Source organism: Streptomyces laurentii, assembly GCF_040635425.1.
GTDB lineage: Bacteria > Actinomycetota > Actinomycetes > Streptomycetales > Streptomycetaceae > Streptomyces > Streptomyces laurentii.
The window spans coordinates 112952-129436 of record NZ_JBEYHT010000001.1 but is presented as its reverse complement, the minus strand read 5'-3'; the positions used below and the strand labels follow the sequence as shown (position 1 = coordinate 129436).

The 16485-nt window shown below is 70.1% G+C and carries 16 protein-coding genes and 1 riboswitch; of the genes, 10 read left to right on the top strand and 6 right to left on the bottom strand.

The genetic code is table 11. From position 1 onward, the window contains the following. The first annotated feature begins 96 nt into the window (after positions 1-96). A complete protein-coding gene (locus tag ABZ693_RS00600; RefSeq protein WP_359871754.1) occupies positions 97-510 on the top strand; it encodes an ATP-binding protein in 414 nt (137 codons plus the stop codon). Then, positions 507-1526 carry an RNA polymerase sigma factor SigF gene (locus ABZ693_RS00595; RefSeq protein ID WP_435842310.1) on the top strand — a complete coding sequence of 340 codons (1020 nt, stop codon included), beginning with the start codon at positions 507-509 and terminating at the stop codon, positions 1524-1526. The genes ABZ693_RS00600 and ABZ693_RS00595 overlap by 4 nt, the downstream gene beginning before the upstream one ends. Before the next feature lie 105 nt (positions 1527-1631). Here ABZ693_RS00595 and ABZ693_RS00590 read toward each other — a convergent pair whose 3' ends face one another. Continuing rightward, positions 1632-2123, bottom strand: a complete 492-nt coding sequence (locus tag ABZ693_RS00590) for a hypothetical protein (RefSeq protein WP_359871751.1) — start codon at positions 2121-2123, stop codon at positions 1632-1634. 74 nt (positions 2124-2197) lie between these two features. On the opposite strand from ABZ693_RS00590, the gene ABZ693_RS00585 reads away from it, so the two are divergent. Both ABZ693_RS00585 and ABZ693_RS00580 read left to right on the top strand, forming a co-directional pair. After that, entirely contained in the window at positions 2198-3166 is a 969-nt protein-coding gene (locus ABZ693_RS00585) for a diacylglycerol/lipid kinase family protein (protein WP_359871748.1), read from the top strand. Between the two features lie 317 nt (positions 3167-3483). Beyond that, positions 3484-3741, top strand: coding sequence for a WhiB family transcriptional regulator (locus ABZ693_RS00580; RefSeq protein WP_003953983.1), 258 nt, complete (start codon positions 3484-3486; stop codon positions 3739-3741). Between the two features lie 270 nt (positions 3742-4011). Here ABZ693_RS00580 and ABZ693_RS00575 read toward each other — a convergent pair whose 3' ends face one another. After that, positions 4012-5478, bottom strand: a complete 1467-nt coding sequence (locus ABZ693_RS00575) for a sensor histidine kinase (RefSeq protein WP_359872120.1) — start codon at positions 5476-5478, stop codon at positions 4012-4014. A gap of 612 nt (positions 5479-6090) precedes the next feature. Between ABZ693_RS00575 and nagB the strand changes: the two genes are divergently transcribed. Further along, positions 6091-6873 (top strand): glucosamine-6-phosphate deaminase, encoded by a 783-nt coding sequence (gene nagB, locus ABZ693_RS00570; RefSeq protein ID WP_359871746.1) that lies wholly within the window; start codon positions 6091-6093, stop codon positions 6871-6873. 100 nt (positions 6874-6973) lie between these two features. On the opposite strand, the gene ABZ693_RS00565 is transcribed toward nagB, so the two are convergent. From ABZ693_RS00565 to ABZ693_RS00550, 4 genes are all read right to left on the bottom strand, one after another. Next, complete coding sequence (locus ABZ693_RS00565; protein WP_359871744.1) at positions 6974-8500, bottom strand: glycoside hydrolase family 3 protein; 1527 nt, start codon at positions 8498-8500, stop codon at positions 6974-6976. 9 nt (positions 8501-8509) lie between these two features. Continuing rightward, on the bottom strand, positions 8510-9406 hold the full coding sequence (locus tag ABZ693_RS00560; RefSeq protein WP_435842309.1) for a carbohydrate ABC transporter permease: 897 nt from the start codon (positions 9404-9406) through the stop codon (positions 8510-8512). Continuing rightward, a complete protein-coding gene (locus ABZ693_RS00555) occupies positions 9403-10395 on the bottom strand; it encodes a carbohydrate ABC transporter permease (protein ID WP_359871742.1) in 993 nt (330 codons plus the stop codon). Before ABZ693_RS00555 ends, ABZ693_RS00560 begins: the two co-directional genes overlap by 4 nt. Before the next feature lie 77 nt (positions 10396-10472). Beyond that, positions 10473-11756 (bottom strand): extracellular solute-binding protein, encoded by a 1284-nt coding sequence (locus ABZ693_RS00550; protein WP_359871740.1) that lies wholly within the window; start codon positions 11754-11756, stop codon positions 10473-10475. A gap of 284 nt (positions 11757-12040) precedes the next feature. Between ABZ693_RS00550 and ABZ693_RS00545 the strand changes: the two genes are divergently transcribed. The 5 genes from ABZ693_RS00545 (at position 12041) to ABZ693_RS00525 (ending at position 16257) form a co-directional block, all read left to right on the top strand. Then, on the top strand, positions 12041-12805 hold the full coding sequence (locus ABZ693_RS00545) for a GntR family transcriptional regulator (protein WP_359871738.1): 765 nt from the start codon (positions 12041-12043) through the stop codon (positions 12803-12805). A 263-nt stretch (positions 12806-13068) separates the two neighbouring features. Beyond that, a complete protein-coding gene (locus ABZ693_RS00540; RefSeq protein WP_359871736.1) occupies positions 13069-13323 on the top strand; it encodes a DUF3311 domain-containing protein in 255 nt (84 codons plus the stop codon). Continuing rightward, a complete protein-coding gene (gene mctP, locus ABZ693_RS00535; RefSeq protein ID WP_359871734.1) occupies positions 13320-14945 on the top strand; it encodes a monocarboxylate uptake permease MctP in 1626 nt (541 codons plus the stop codon). The genes ABZ693_RS00540 and mctP overlap by 4 nt, the downstream gene beginning before the upstream one ends. 128 nt (positions 14946-15073) lie before the next feature. Further along, complete coding sequence (locus tag ABZ693_RS00530; RefSeq protein ID WP_359871732.1) at positions 15074-15718, top strand: hypothetical protein; 645 nt, start codon at positions 15074-15076, stop codon at positions 15716-15718. Positions 15719-15738: 20 nt separating this feature from the next. Continuing rightward, entirely contained in the window at positions 15739-16257 is a 519-nt protein-coding gene (locus ABZ693_RS00525) for a GNAT family N-acetyltransferase (RefSeq protein ID WP_359871730.1), read from the top strand. A gap of 80 nt (positions 16258-16337) precedes the next feature. Continuing rightward, positions 16338-16436, top strand: a riboswitch (adenosylcobalamin-variant (AdoCbl-variant) riboswitch). The last annotated feature ends 49 nt before the right edge of the window (positions 16437-16485 follow it).

The window sequence follows — 16485 nt, the reverse complement described above, 5'->3', positions numbered from 1 at the left end:
GCGTCTCGGCGGACTGCGCGACCACCGCGTACCGCCCCCGGTCCGGAGAGCTCCTCCCCGGACCCCGAAAGAGCATGTGCCACCTTGGAGGTGAGGGTGTCCCAGATCGCAGGCGAGCCCGGGACCCAGGACTTCGTGGAAGTCCGGCTGCCCGCTGCGGGTGCCTACCTGTCGGTGCTGCGTACGGCCACGGCCGGTCTCGCGGCACGTTTGGACTTCACCCTCGACGAGATCGAGGACCTTCGGATCGCCGTCGACGAGGCGTGCGCGATCCTGCTGCAGCAGGCGGTGCCGGGGTCGGTACTGAGCTGCGTGTTCCGATTGATCGACGACTCGCTCGACGTCACCGTCTCGGCTCCGACGACGGACGGCCGGGCGCCGGAGCGGGACACCTTCGCGTGGACGGTGCTCTCGGCGCTCGCCGGGAAGGTGGAGTCGACCGTGGCCGACGACCGGACGGTCTCCATCAGCCTGTACAAACAGCGCGGCGCGGGGCCAGGCCCGGCGTGAGGAACGGGGAGGCGACGGCCGGCGTCCCTGAACAGCAGGCACGGCCGCGTCCGGAGGCCGGGGCCGACGAGGTCGCTACGGATCACGCGGAGCAGGCGGACCAGATGAGCGAGCACGAGCAGCACGGCGCGGCGCCGAAGGAACCGTCCGCCCCGGGCGGCCACGAGAGCGAGCGCGCGGCCGACGCGGGCCGCGACGAGCACGCCGGAGAAACCGCCGAGGACCGGGCCGGGCACGCGGCGGGTCACAAGGCCGCCGATCCGCACGACCGCAGCGGGGCCCGGGCCCTCTTCGTCGAGCTGCGCGACCTGCCGGAGGGCTCCCCCGAGCGCGCCGAGCTGCGCGACCGGCTGGTCCGGATGCATCTGCCGCTGGTGGAGCACCTGGCCCGGCGCTTCCGCAACCGGGGCGAGCCGCTCGACGACCTGACCCAGGTGGCGACGATCGGCCTGATCAAGTCGGTGGACCGGTTCGACCCGGACCGCGGGGTGGAGTTCTCCACGTACGCGACCCCGACGGTGGTCGGCGAGATCAAGCGGCACTTCCGCGACAAGGGCTGGGCGGTACGGGTGCCGCGCCGGCTCCAGGAGCTGCGGCTCTCGCTGACGACGGCGACCGCGGAGCTGTCCCAGCAGCACGGGCGCTCACCGACGGTGCACGAGCTGGCGGAACGGCTCGGGATCTCCGAGGAGGAGGTCCTGGAGGGGCTGGAGTCGGCGAACGCCTACTCGACGCTCTCCCTGGACGTGCCGGACACGGACGACGAGTCGCCGGCGGTCGCGGACACCCTGGGCGCGGAGGACGAGGCCCTTGAGGGGGTCGAGTACCGGGAGTCCCTCAAGCCGCTCCTGGAGGACCTGCCGCCCCGGGAGAAGCGGATCCTGCTGCTGCGTTTCTTCGGGAACATGACACAGTCGCAGATCGCGCAGGAGGTCGGCATCTCGCAGATGCACGTGTCCCGGCTGCTCGCGCGCACCCTCGCGCAGCTGCGGGACAAGCTCCTCGTGGAGGAGTGAGCACGGGACGTCCCCGCACCTCGTACACCGGTCATATGCCAGGACCCGCCGCCGGAGCACACGGCTCCCGACGGCGGGTCCTGGCATATGACGGTGGTGACGCGGTTACGAAGCGTCCTGGCCGGGGCGCCTGATGCCGAGCGCCTCGGTGGTGGTGGGGCTCGTGAGGAGGACGAGTCCGGTCACGGCGATCACGGCCAGGACGATGCCCGCCGGGATCATGAGGCTGTCGGCCTGGAGCAGCTGCCAGGCGACGGGCAGCGCCAGGATCTGGGTGATCACCGCGGGGCCGCGGCTCCAGGAGCGCCGCAGCAGCAGTCCGCGGGCGGCGGCGAACGGGATCAGCCCGAGCGCGATCAGGGTGACCGCGCCCATCAGGGCGGAGGTCGGATCCCCGGGATCGCCGGTGAGAGTCGTCACCAGGAGGTAGAGGCCGCCCGCCAGGAGGGCGAGGGCCTCAAGGCCGGCCACCGCGGCGGCGGCGGTGAGCCGCCCGGGCCGCGGACCCTGGTCCCGGCCCTGGTCGGCGCCCTGGTCGGAGCCCTGGTTCGCGGGCCGCGCGCCCCGCTCCGTACTGCGCTTGTCGGCACTGCTCATACCAGGCAGGGTAGCCGGAGCGGGTCCGGCACCGGAGTGGGCCCGTGTACCGCCGGGTAGGTACGCTGGCGGTCATGCGCGCGCTTCTCGTGGTCAACCCGGCAGCAACCACCACCAGTGCGCGCACCCGTGACGTGCTGATCCACGCGCTGGCCAGCGAGATGAAGCTGGACGCGGTGACCACCGAGTACCGCGGACACGCCCGTGACCTGGGCCGCAAGGCCGCGGAGTCGGACGACATCGACCTCGTGGTCGCGCTCGGCGGCGACGGCACGGTCAACGAGGTGGTGAACGGGCTGCTGCACGGCGGGCCCGACCCGGAGCGGCTGCCGGGGCTCGCGGTGGTGCCGGGCGGTTCCACCAACGTCTTCGCGCGGGCGCTCGGTCTGCCGAACGACGCCGTCGAGGCCACCGGCGCCCTGCTCGACGCGCTGCGCGAGCGGCGCACCCGGACGGTCAGCCTCGGGCTCGCGTCCGGGACGCCGGGCACCGAGGACGAGGCGGTGCCGGAGCGCTGGTTCACCTTCTGCGCGGGGCTCGGTTTCGACGCGAGCGTGATCGGCCGGGTCGAACAGCAGCGCGAACGCGGCAAGCGTTCGACGCACGCGCTCTATGTGCGTCAGGTGATGCGTCAGCTCCTGGGCGAGCGGAACCGCCGGCATGGGACGATCACCCTGGAGCGCCCGGGTGAAAATCCGGTGGAGGATCTCGTCCTCGCGATCATCTGCAACACCTCCCCCTGGACCTACCTGGGGAACCGTCCGGTATACGCCTCTCCGGAGGCGTCCTTCGACACGGCGCTCGACGTGCTCGGACTGAGCCGGCTGTCGACCGCGTCGGTGGCCCGGATCGGCACCCAGCTGCTCACGTCGACCCCGGAGCGCGGGCCGCGCGGCAAGCACGCGATATCCCTGCACGACCTCACCGACTTCACCTTGCATTCGAAGGTGCCGCTCCCCCTCCAGATGGACGGAGACCACCTCGGACTGCGTACGAGCGTGACGTTCACAGGCGTACGCCGTGCACTGCGTGTGATTGTGTGACCAGAAGGACCGAAAGTCCTTCCACTCGAACGTTTAGGCTGCCATCCACCCCCTAGATGTACGGCTGTGACGGAGCCGACACCGAGGATTCCAAAAAAACTTTCCAGAAGGGGTTGTATCCGCTGCCGAGGTTTGCGAGTCTCTTCTTGGCGATCGGGACGGCTCGCAAGACCAGCCTCCACTGAAAGCCAGAACCCCTCCTCAAACTCAGGACCACACCAGTTCACCTGGCAGTCGGCCCTTCCCTTGTCGAGGGATTCGTGAAAGCGTTCACATTCACAAGCATCCTGCAAGTAGCACCAAGAGAGGTAGCAGCCATGGACTGGCGTCACAACGCCGTTTGTCGTGAGGAAGACCCCGAGCTGTTCTTCCCCATCGGCAACACCGGTCCTGCGCTGCTGCAGATCGAGGAAGCCAAGGCCGTCTGCCGCCGCTGCCCCGTCATGGAGCAGTGCCTGCAGTGGGCGCTCGAGTCCGGCCAGGACTCCGGCGTCTGGGGTGGCCTCAGCGAGGACGAGCGCCGCGCGATGAAGCGCCGCGCCGCCCGCAACCGGGCGCGCAACGCCAGCGCCTGAGCCACCCGTTACGGACTGAGGTCGGCGGCGCGCACATCGTGTGCGCAATCACCGCCCCTTGAGCCGCAGCGCGCGCAGTAACCCACAGCATTCGAGCCCCGAGCCGATTCATTCGGTTCGGGGCTCGCTGCTGTGTCCGCGACACGTCCGTTTTTATGTGATCCACCGCCCGGCGGCCCGAACGCCTTCGAAAGCACTTCAAAGATCACCTTCGAACGGCCTTTTCCCATAAGGCTGTTGGAAAAGACCAAGGAAAGACTGACGGTTCGTCTATTTCTGCGGATGGACGGGAATGTCGAGCACCACACGGGTACCGCCCTCCGCGCCCGGCTGCATGTCGAAGCTGCCGCCGAGTTCGCCCTCCACCAGGGTGCGGACGATCTGGAGGCCGAGATTTCCGGCCCGCTGCGGATCGAAGCCCTCGGGCAGCCCGCGGCCGTCGTCCTTCACGGTGATCAGCAGTCGGGAGGCCGGCCGGGAGTCGCCGCGGACGGCGGTGACCTCGACGGTGCCCTGCTCCCCCGGCGCGAAGGCGTGTTCCAGCGCGTTCTGGAGGATCTCGGTGAGCACCATGGACAGCGGGGTGGCGACCTCGGCGTCCAGGATGCCGAAGCGGCCGTTGCGCCGGCAGATGACCTTGCCCGGGGAGATCTCCGCGACCATCGAGATCACCCGGTCGGCGATCTCGTCGAACTCGACCCGCTCGTCCAGATTCTGGGACAGCGTCTCATGGACGATGGCGATCGAACCGACGCGCCGTACCGCCTCGTTGAGTGCCTCGCGCCCCCGCTCGGAGTCCATCCGGCGGGCCTGGAGCCGCAGCAGCGCCGCCACCGTCTGGAGGTTGTTCTTGACCCGGTGGTGGATCTCCCGGATCGTCGCGTCCTTGGTGATCAACTCGCGCTCGCGGCGACGCAGTTCGGTGACATCCCGGAGCAGGACGAGCGAACCGATGCGGGGGCCCTTGGGCTTGAGCGGGATGGCGCGCAGCTGGATCACGCCGTCGTCGCCCTCGACCTCGAACTCCCGCGGGGCGTAGCCGGAGGCCATCTTGACCAGGGCCTCGTCGACCGGGCCGCGGGACGGGGCCAGCTCGGCGGTGATCTGGCCGAGGTCCTGGCCGACCAGGTCGGCGGCGAGGCCGAGCCGGTGGTACGCGGAGAGGGCGTTGGGCGAGGCGTACTGGACGACACCGTCGGCGTCGAGGCGCATCAGCCCGTCGCCGGCCCGGGGCGAGGAGTCCATGTCGACCTGCTCGCCGGGGAAGGGGAACGCGCCGGCGGCGATCATCTGCGCGAGGTCGGACGCGGACTGGAGGTAGGTGAGCTCCAGACGGGACGGGGTCCGCACGGTGAGCAGGTTGGTGTTGCGGGCGATGACGCCGAGGACGCGGCCCTCGCGGCGTACGGGGATGGACTCGACCCGGACCGGGACCTCCTCGCGCCACTCGGGGTCGCCCTCGCGCACGATCCGGCCCTCGTCGAGCGCCGCGTCGAGGAGCGGGCGGCGGCCGCGCGGGACCAGATGGCCGACCATGTCGTCCTGGTAGGAGGTCGGTCCGGTGTTGGGTCGCATCTGGGCGACGGAGACGTACCGGGTGCCGTCGCGGGTGGGCACCCACAGGACCAGGTCGGCGAAGGAGAGGTCGGAGAGCAGCTGCCACTCCGAGACCAGCAGGTGGAGCCATTCGAGGTCGGACTCACCGAGGGCGGTGTGCTGGCGTACGAGGTCGTTCATGGAGGGCACGGGTGCGAGCGTACCCGTGGATTCAAGGGCCGGTGAACCTGGATCTCCGGGCATCCGTGGTGGAGTATGGGGGGCGCGGAAACGATCGTTCACACGCATGGACAGCCGAGAATGGTCTAGTCCACAATGATTTCCGCAAGCCTCCATCCTCCCCGCACAGGAGGATGGACGAGGCACCCGGCGCTCTCTGCCCTGACCGCGCCGAGGCCTCCACACGGCCGGGGACCGCACACCCACGGCCGGGCAACTCCGGGCTGCGGTGCCGGACGGGCTGAGGGTCCCGTCGGGCGCCGCGGCCCGCGGGTTTTCCGGACCTCTTCCCGGACCGCTTCCGGGCCTCTTTTCGGCCCCGGCCTCCGCGCCCCTCCCGGGCCCTCCCCCGCGCCCCACCCGCGCCTCCTCCCGCCGCCGCGGCCCGCCCCCGGCCCCTCCTTCCGAGTGGCCGCCGGGGCCCGTGGGACAGACGATGAAAGAGCCTCTTCCCGCCTCCCGCAAGGCCCGTACGGGACCCGCACAAACGGCCCCCGCTCTGCTAGATTTGAGGAAGATTGGTCTATACCACATCGGTCCTCACCAGCCCCTGATCAGATCGGCAGGCACAGCGTGGAAGTTGTCATCGTCAAGGACGCCAAGGCGGGCGGCGAACTGATCGCGGACGGCATCGCCGGCCTCCTGCGCCGCAAGCCCGACGCGCTGCTCGGCGTGGCCACCGGTTCGACCCCGCTGCCCATCTACGACGCCCTGACCGCCCGGGTCCGGGACGGCTCCGTGGACGCGTCCCGCGCCCGGATAGCCCAGCTCGACGAGTACGTGGGCCTGCCCGCCGGGCACCCGGAGTCGTACCGCTCGACCGTGCTGCGCCAGGTCGTCGAGCCGCTCGGCCTCTCCGCGGACCAGTTCATGGGCCCGGACGGCTCGGCCGAGGACGTCCAGGCGGCCTGCGAGGCGTACGACAAGGCACTCGCCGAGGCCGGCGGCGTCGACCTCCAGATCCTGGGCATCGGCACCGACGGGCACATCGGCTTCAACGAACCCTGCTCCTCGCTCGCCTCCCGGACCCGGATCAAGACGCTCACCGAGCAGACCCGGGTCGACAACGCGCGCTTCTTCGACGACATCGAGCAGGTGCCGCACCACGTGATCACCCAGGGCATCGGCACCATCCTGGAGGCCCGCCACCTGGTGCTGCTCGCCACCGGCGAGGGCAAGGCCGAGGCCGTGGCGCAGACGGTCGAGGGCCCGGTCGCCGCGCTCGTGCCGGCCTCCGCGCTCCAGCTGCACCCGCACGCGACCGTCGTCGTGGACGAGGCCGCCGCCTCCAAGCTGAAGCTCGCGGACTACTTCCGCCACACCTTCGCGAACAAGCCCGCCTGGCAGGGCATCTGAGCCTCACCGGCGACCCCGACGAGGCATATGCCGAAGGCCCGGCACCTGATCCAGGTGCCGGGCCTCGGCCTATGCCTCGTCGGAGGACGGAGCGACGGCCTCAGCGGCCGGTGATCGCCTCCGCCGCGGCGCGGCCGCAGACGCGGGCGGCGCCGTGGGTGGCGACGTGCAGGGCGCCGCGCGGCTCCGACTCGTTCAGCCCCATCTCCACCACCACGGTGTCCGGGCGGGCCGCGAGCAGGGCGTCCAGGACGGCGGACATCCACGGGTGGCGGTGGAGATCGCGGACGACCGCGACGACGCGCCGCTCCCCGGCCGCCGTCAGGACGCCGTCCACCGTGGCGTCGGTCCCGTACGAGCCGGCCCTGGTGCCCGGAAGCAGCCGGTCCAGCTCGGCGGCGACGCCCCAGGGGGTCTCGTCGCCGACCGCGAAGTTGGCGACGGGCGTGAAGGAGGCCACGTACGGAGCCTCGGTGAGCGGCGCGAACGGCGCCGCTCCCGGGGTGACCGTCAGGGCCCGGCGGGCCGCGACGAGTCCGACCTCGGCGCCGGCGCCGGGCGCGGTCCCCTCCTGTGGCGCCGCGCCCGGCTCCGGAGCGGCCCCCCTGGCCCGGTGCGCCTGGGTCCAGGCCGCCAGCGCGCGGACGCGCTCGGCGGCGTCGGCCAGCCGCTCCTCGGGCAGTTCACCGGTCCGTACGGCGGTCACCAGCGCGTCGCGCAGCCGCAGCACGGTGTCCTCGTCGGACAGCCCGCCGCCGACGCAGATGGCGTCGGCGCCCGCGGCGATCGCGAGGACGGATCCGCGCTCGATGCCGTACGTCGCCGCCACGGCCCGCATCTCCATGCCGTCGGTGACGATCAGCCCGTCGAAGCCCAGCTCCCGGCGCAGCAGACCGGTGAGGATCCGCGGGCTCAGGGTGGCCGGGTGCTCCGGATCGAGCGCGGGAAGCAGGATATGCGCGCTCATGACCGCTTTGGTACCGGCGTCGACGGCGGCCCGGAAAGGCCGCAGCTCCCGCGCGTGCAGGGTGGCCGCGTCCACGTCGATCCGGGGCAGCGCGTCGTGCGAGTCGACGCTGGTGTCGCCGTGGCCCGGGAAGTGCTTGGTGCAGGCGGCGACACCGGCGGCCTGAAGGCCGTCGACGTAGGCCACCGTGTGCCGGGCGACCAGCTCGGGGTCGGCGCCGAAGGAGCGGACCCCGATGACCGGGTTGTCGGCGTTGGAGTTGACGTCGGCGGACGGCGCCCAGTTGAGGTCGATGCCGCAGACGGCGAGCCGGCGGCCGAGCTCGTGGGCCACGGCCCGGGTCAGCTCGACGTCGTCGACGTGGCCGAGGGCGTAGTTGCCGGGGAACGAGGAACCCTCGTTGACCTCCAGGCGGGTGACGTCGCCGCCCTCCTCGTCGATCGCGACGAGCACGTCGTCGCGTTCGGCGCGCAGCCGCGCCGTGAGCGCGGCGAGCTGCTCGGGGCCGACGACGTTGCGTCCGAAGAGGCCGACGGAGGACAGGCCCTCGCCGATGCGGCGGAGCAGCCAGTCGGGGGCGGTGGTGCCGACGAATCCGGGCTGGAGCACCGTGAGCGCGTCACGGGTCAGGGTGTCCGCACCGCGTACGAGAGTGGTCATGGGGCGCCGTTATCCCTTCACCGCGCCGGCCGTCAGACCGGCGGCCATCTTGCGCTGGACGATGAGGAAGAGGATCACGATGGGGACGGCCATCATGGTCGAGCCGGCCATCATGGGGGCGTACTCGGTGCCGTTCTTGGTGATGAAGTTGGACAGCCAGACGGTGGCCGTCTGGTTCTGCTGGCTCATCAGCATCAGCGCGTAGAGGTACTCGTTCCACGCCTGGATGAAGCCGTAGACGGAGGTGGCGACCATGCCCGGGGCGAGCAGCGGGAAGACCACCCGGAGGAACGCGCCGGTCGGCGTGCAGCCGTCGACCTGGGCGGCCTCCTCCAGCTCCTTGGGGATGTTGACGATGAATCCGCGCAGCGTCCACACCGTGAAGGGCAGGATGAAGGTCAGGTACGTGATGATCAGGCCGGTGAGCTTGTCGTACTGACCGAGGTCGTTGAGCAGCAGGAAGACCGGGATGATCATCGCGACGAGCGGGACCATCTGGACGGCGAGGATGCCGACGATGACGATCTTGCGGCCGCGGAAGGCGAAGCGCGAGATGGCGAGGGCGGCGAGCAGGCCGACCGCGATGCCGATGACGACCACGACGGCCGACACGACGAGGCTGCGCCCGACCGGGCCCCAGAAGTCCGCGATGTCCAGCGCGCGCCGGAAGTTCTCCAGCGTGAAGGTGGACGGGAAGAAGTGCGGGTCGGGGTCGATCGCGTCCTTGGCCGGCTTGAAGGCCGTGTTGAGCATCCAGTAGACGGGGAAGCCGAGGGTGACGAAGAGAAGCAGGCCGAGCAGGTTCCAGCCGGCCTTGGTCTTGCGCGGCTTGCGCGGGTGCGGACGCGAGGCGGCGGGTGCCTTGGCGACGGCGGGGACCTCGGCGGGTGCCTTGGTGACGCTCACTCGACATCTCCGATCTTGAGCATCTGGCGCATGTACACCGCCACGACTCCGAGCAGCAGCAGCACGGTGACGACGGCGATCGCGGAGCCGGTGCCGTAGTCGTTGACGACGAACGCCTTGTCGAAGGAGTACGTGGTGAGGAGCTGGAACTCGGCCTCGGGGTGCCCGTTGCGCATCACGTAGACCTGCGGGAAGACACCCATGTCCCAGATGACCGACAGTGTCGTGAGCATCACGATGATCGGCTTGAGGATGGGCAGGGTGACGTAGCGGAAGACACCGATCGCGCCGGCGCCGTCGAGGCGGGCGGCCTCCTCCAGCTCCTTGGGCACCTGGGTGAGGCCGGCGCTCAGGGTGATGACGACGAAGGGCACGGCGCCCCAGACCACCAGGAGCATGATCACGGCCAGGCCCTGCGGGCCGCTGGCGAACCAGTTGTGGCCGATCATGTCAACGCCCGGGAGCCTGCTGAGCATCCAGTTGAGCACGCCGTAGTCGGCGTCGAAGAGCCACTTGAAGATGGCGGTGGAGACGATGATCGGCATGCCCCAGCTGGCCACCAGCACGATGTTGATCAGGGCCTTGACCCAGCCGGAGACGCGCTGGAGGAGCAGCGCGATCAGCATGCCGAGCACCATGGTGACGATCACGGCGCCGGCCGCGAAGATCACCGTGCGCAGGACGACGGCCCAGAACTCGCCGTCGCCGAGGATCGCGGTGAAGTTGTCGAAGCCGGCCGACTCGGCTTCCTGGAAGCCCCAGAGCTGGGGCTGGCCGAAGTGCTGGAACGAGAGGGTGACCAGGCGCACCAGCGGATAGCCGAGCACCAGGATCAGCACGATCAGACAGGGGGCGAGGAGCAGCCAGGGGATGCCCGCCCCGCCTTTCCTCTTGCCGCCCTGAGGGGCCGGGCCCGAGGCCCCGGAGCCCGATGGGGGCGATTGCCGCACCGGCGGCACCTTCGCGGTGGTTGTGTCAGCGGCACTCATCCCGTGCTCCTCAGCGATCCCTCTCGTGATACGGGCGGCAGGGCCCCGCCGGATCGGCGGGGCCCTGCGACATCAGGTCACTTGGTGTTGATGACCTTGTCGATCGCGGCGTCGGCGTCCTTGGCGGCCTGCTCGACCGGCTTCTTGCCGTTGGCGATCTCGATGAGCATCGTCTTGAGGATCTGGCCCTTCTCGACCTGGCCCCAGCCGGGGGCGGTCGGGACGAACCAGCTGGACTCGGCGGCGGTCGCCGGGACGGCGGTGGCCGGGTCGCTCTTCAGCGGCGCGAGGTCCGCCTTGTTGTTGGGCAGGTTGCCCTTGGCGACGAGGCCCTTCTGGCCCTCGGAGCCGGTGAAGGCGGCGATCCACTCGGCGGCGACGTCCTGCGCCTTGGACTTGACCGGGACGGCCAGGTCCGAACCGCCGAGGAAGACCGGGAGGTTCTTGCCGGACGGGCCGGGCATCACGAAGTTCTCGAGCTTGTCCTTCAGCCCGCCGACCTTGTCGGTCTTCGGGTCGGCGGCGGTGGCGCCCTCCCAGCCGGCGGCGAAGATCGTCGCGGACTTGCCCTGGCCGAAGACGACGGGGCGGTCGGCCTCGTCCTTCGTCTTGTCGCCGTGCATGTACTTGTCGACGATGTTCTTGTACTCGGTGAGGCCCTTGAGGGACTCGGCCGAGGAGAGGTTCGACTTCCAGGTCTCGCCGTCCTGCTTGGCGATGGAGCCGCCGGCGTCGTAGACGAAGGACATCGCGGCGTACCAGTCCGGCGACGGCTGGTACCAGGCGCTGAACTTGTCGCCCTTCTTCTGCTGGATGGCGTCGAGCGCGGCGGTCAGCTCGGCCCAGGTCTTCGGGGCGGCCTTGACGCCCGCCTCGGCGGCGACATCCTTGCGCCAGGTGCCCACGCGGCCACCGGCGTAGTAGGGGACACCGTAGGTCTTGCCGTTGTAGGTGACCGAGTCCTTGAGGGCGTCGAGCCACTTGTCGGAGTTCTCGAACTTCGACGGGTCGACCTCGGCGAAGGCACCCTTGGCCATGTAGCTGATCATCTCGGAGTTGCCCATCTCGACAACGTCCGGGGCCTTGTCGGTCGCGAGCACCGCGTCGAGCTTGGTGTTCTTGTCCGGCCAGCCGTAGTACTCGTGCTTGATCTTGATGCCGGGGTGCTTCTTGGTCACCGCGTCGTCGGCGGCCTTGACCAGCTCGGGCCAGTTGTTCTGGGCGTCGACCGTGAGCCACACGGTCAGCTCCTTGGCGTCGCCGCCGGCCTTCGCACCGCCCTTGTCGTCGCCCCCACCACACGCCGCGATGCTGACCATCATGCCCGCGACGCCGATCGCCGCGATGAGCTTGCGCTTCACGCCACCCTCCTCAGGGATGCCTGCTCCCCCCTCCCACCGCGCGAAGACATACGTCGAGTACAGCTGTGGGGCTGGGACCTGGTCTTTAATGGTTTAGACCAGTACCCGGAGCTTGGCCTAGACCTTTAGGGGTGTCAAGGGTGTATAAGAAGGGCAGTCGCGTCCGTTATCGGACCGACACCTGAGGGAGGGCGAAGACCCGTGACCGGTCCGTGCCACCATGTGAGCCGCGACAGACGGAGGAGCCGGTGACGGCAACAGCACAGGAGTCGGGAAGGCGGGCCATGGCCACGGACGCGGGCAGTACGGAGACGGACAACGGGATCGCCACCCGCACCGCACGCGTACCCAAGTACTACCGGCTCAAGCGGCACTTGCTCGACATGACGGAGACCCTGCCGCCGGGCACCCCGGTCCCGCCCGAGCGGACCCTCGCGGCCGAGTTCGACACCTCGCGTACCACCGTACGCCAGGCCCTCCAGGAGCTGGTCGTCGAAGGCCGGCTCGAACGCATCCAGGGCAAGGGCACCTTCGTGGCCAAGCCCAAGGTCTCCCAGGCGCTCCAGCTCACCTCGTACACCGAGGACATGCGCGCCCAGGGCCTCGAACCCACCTCGCAGCTCCTCGACATCGGGTACGTGACGGCCGACGACACCCTCGCCGGGCTGCTCGACATCACCCCTGGCGGCCGGGTGCTCCGCATCGAGCGGCTGCGGCTCGCGAGCGGCGAGCCGATGGCCATCGAGACCACGCATCTTTCGGCCAAGCGCTTCCCCGCGCTGCGCCGTTCCCTCGTCAAGTACACGTCGCTCTACACGGCCCTGGCCGAGGTGTACGACGTGCACCTGGCCGAGGCCGAGGAGACCATCGAGACCTCGCTGGCCACCCCGCGCGAGGCCGGGCTGCTGGGCACCGATGTCGGCCTGCCGATGCTGATGCTCTCCCGTCACTCCGTGGACGGACGGGGCGAACCGGTCGAATGGGTGCGCTCGGTCTACCGCGGCGACCGCTACAAGTTCGTCGCACGCCTCAAGCGTCCGCTCGACTGATCCCTTCCTCTCCGTAATCGAAGACGGCGAACGGCCGCGTCCCCCTGGCGGGACGCGGCCGTTCGGCGTCTTCGGCCACCCGACGAGGATCAGACAGATGCCGTTGGCCCGATGCCGGCCAACCATGGCTACGTATGGCCGGATTCGATCGAAAACGCGGCCTCGGTGAGTCGGATCCGTTATGCGGGCAGGGGTTACGCGGAGGCGAACCCGTCCCCTAGATTTCCCCCACTTCACGCGGTGATCAGCCAGGGACGGGAGCCATGTCACAAGCCACGCAAGGAAATCCACCAGTCGTCACACCCCTGAGGGTGGTGATCGGGCTCCTCCTCGTCGCGCCGTTCGTCGCGATGCTGTGGGTGAGCTCCTACGCGAAGGTGGACCCCACCTTCATCGGCATCCCGTTCTTCTACTGGTACCAGATGGCGTGGGTGCTCATCTCGACCGCGCTCACCGTGATCGCGTACAAGCTGTGGCAGTTCGACCAGCGTGCCCGCAAGGGAGGTGACGCGCGATGAACGACGGCGTGAACGGCGTCGCGCTCGGCGTCTTCATCTTCTTCTTCCTGGCCGTCACGGTCATGGGCTTCCTGGCGGCCAAGTGGCGCCGGGCCGAGAACGAGCAGAGCCTCGACGAATGGGGCCTGGGCGGCCGCTCGTTCGGCACCTGGGTCACCTGGTTCCTGCTCGGCGGCGACCTCTACACCGCGTACACCTTCGTCGCCGTCCCGGCGGCCATCTACGCGGCGGGCGCGTCCGGCTTCTTCGCCGTGCCGTACACCATCCTGGTCTACCCGCTGATCTTCACCTTCCTGCCCCGCCTGTGGTCGGTGTCCCACAAGCACGGCTACGTCACCACCTCGGACTTCGTCCGCGGCCGGTTCGGTTCCCGTGGCCTGTCGCTGGCGGTCGCCGTCACCGGCATCCTCGCCACCATGCCGTACATCGCGCTCCAGCTCGTCGGCATCCAGGCCGTCCTGGACGTGATGGGCGTCGGCGGCGGCGAGGACACCAACTGGTTCGTCAAGGACCTGCCGCTGCTCATCGCCTTCGGCGTGCTGGCCGCGTACACCTACTCGTCCGGCCTGCGGGCGCCCGCGCTGATCGCGTTCGTCAAGGACACCCTGATCTACATCGTCATCGCGGTGGCGATCATCTACATCCCGATCAAGCTGGGCGGCTTCGACGAGATCTTCGCCAAGTCCGGCGAGGCGTTCTCCGCCGTCAACCCGGCCACCGGCAAGCCGAAGGGCGCCCTCGCGCCCGGCGAGGCCGGCCAGTGGACCTACGCCACCCTGGCGCTCGGCTCGGCGCTCGCGCTGTTCATGTACCCGCACTCGATCACCGCGACGCTCTCCTCCAAGAGCCGCGAGGTGATCCGCCGCAACACCACCATCCTGCCGCTGTACTCGCTGATGCTGGGCCTGCTCGCGCTGCTCGGCTTCATGGCGATCGCCGCCGGGGTGAAGGTGAGCAACGGTCAGCTCGCCATCCCGCAGCTCTTCGAGGACATGTTCCCGTCCTGGTTCGCGGGCGTGGCCTTCGCCGCGATCGGCATCGGCGCGCTGGTCCCGGCCGCGATCATGTCGATCGCCGCGGCCAACCTCTTCACCCGCAACATCTACAAGGACTTCATCAAGCCGGACGCGACACCGGAACAGGAGACCAAGGTCTCCAAGCTGGTCTCGCTCCTGGTGAAGGTCGGCGCCCTGGTCTTCGTCCTCACCATGGACAAGACCGTCGCCATCAACTTCCAGCTGCTCGGCGGCATCTGGATCCTGCAGACCTTCCCGGCCCTGGTCGGCGGTCTGTTCACCCGCTGGTTCCACCGCTGGGCGCTGCTCGTCGGCTGGGGCGTCGGCATGATCTACGGCACGGCCGCGGCGTACGGGGTGGCGAGCCCCACGCAGAAGCACTTCGGCGGCTCGTCCGCGGAGATCCCGGGCATCGGCGAGATCGGCTACATCGGCCTCACCGCCTTCGTGCTCAACGTGCTCGTCACCGTCGTCCTCACCCTCGTGCTGCGCGCCGTCGGGACGCCCGACGGGGTCGACGAGACCTCGCCGGAGGACTACACGGCGGACGCGGGCGACAAGGGTGTCGTCACCGAGCTGCCGAAGGTCGGCGCCGCCGGGCACTGACCCTCCGCCGCTCCGACCCGAGCACGCTCCGACCTCGGTACGCTCCGACCTGACGTACCACGGGCCGCCGGGCCTTCCCTTCGGGGGAACCCCGGCGGCCCCGTCGTTTCCCGGGCGAGGATGGGTGGATGAACTCCCGTGCGATATCCGCCTGCTGTCTGCTGCTCGTGCCCCTGAGCCTGGCCCTCGCCGGCTGCGGCACCGAGACCGGCACCACCGCCGGTGACCCGGCCGGCCAGGCGACCGGCACCCCGACGCCCGGTGCGCCGCCGAGGGCCGAGCTGGAGGAGCGCGCCCGGTACGCGCAGGTGGACCCGAAGCACGTGTACGTCACCGAGGCCGACGGCTTCACCCTCGCCCGCCAGTCGGCCGGGGTCGTCGGCGACGACGGCTTCCAGGCCACGTACGTCGCCCCGGACGGCACCCAGATCACGCTCACCGCCGAACGCGGCACCTTCGGCGACAAGGAGTGCGCCGCCACCTCGCGGGGCGACCGCTGTACGGCGGAGAAGCCCGGCTGGTACCGCGTCTCCGCCGAACGGCACACGTACATCCGCGCCGAGGGCGGCGTACGCATCGAGGTCGGCGCCCCGCCCACCGTCCGCAAGGACCTGCTGCGCGCCGCCGCCGAGCACGCGCACCGCGCCGACGACCGCGAACTGGACGGCGTCCTGCCCGAGAAGCCGGCCGGCGGCCGGCAGCCCGTCGAGCGCGGCGACCTGCCGCCCGTGGGCGACGGAGCGCCCGACAACAGCGTGGGCGTGGGCGGCTGATCCTCGGCAGAATGCGCCGCATGGACTTCACGATCAGGACCGCACGACCCGACGACTACGAGACACTCGGCGAGATCACCGTACGGGCCTACCGCGACGACGGTTTCCTCGCGTTCGGCGAGGACGACGAGTACGCGCACCTGCTGCGCGACGTGGCCGGGCGCGCCGCCGACGCGGAGGTGCTCGTCGCGGCCGACGAGGCGGGGACGGTCCTCGGCGGGGTGACCTTCACCACCGGCGACGGGAAGTGGGCGGACATAGCCGGCCCGGACGAGGCCGAGTTCCGGATGCTGGCCGTCGGCCACGAGGGCCGCGGCCGGGGCGTCGGCGAGGCGCTCGTACGGGCGTGCGTCGAGCGCGCGCGGGCCGTCCCGGGCTGCGCGCGGATCGTCCTGTCCACCCAGCAGTCGATGGCCGGGGCGCACCGGATCTACGCGCGCGTGGGCTTCGTCCGCGCCCCGGAACGCGACTGGCAGCCCCTCCCGGGGGTGGACTTCACGCTGCTCGCCTACGCCCTGGAGCTCGGGAACACGCCGTAGGACACAAGGGACGGAAGCGCCCGACACACAACATGTGGGGGGTGCCATGAGCGGTGCCCCCCACATGTATGCTCATCTCGCTGTCGTCGCAGGGGAATCCGGTGGAAGTCCGGAACTGTCCCGCAACGGTGTACTTCGTGCGCTTATGCAGGAAGGAAAGTCCGAGGACCTGCCGACAGCGCGCCCGGTCCGTCCGTTCCGGGTGCCACAGACGTCCGGGCCTCGCGG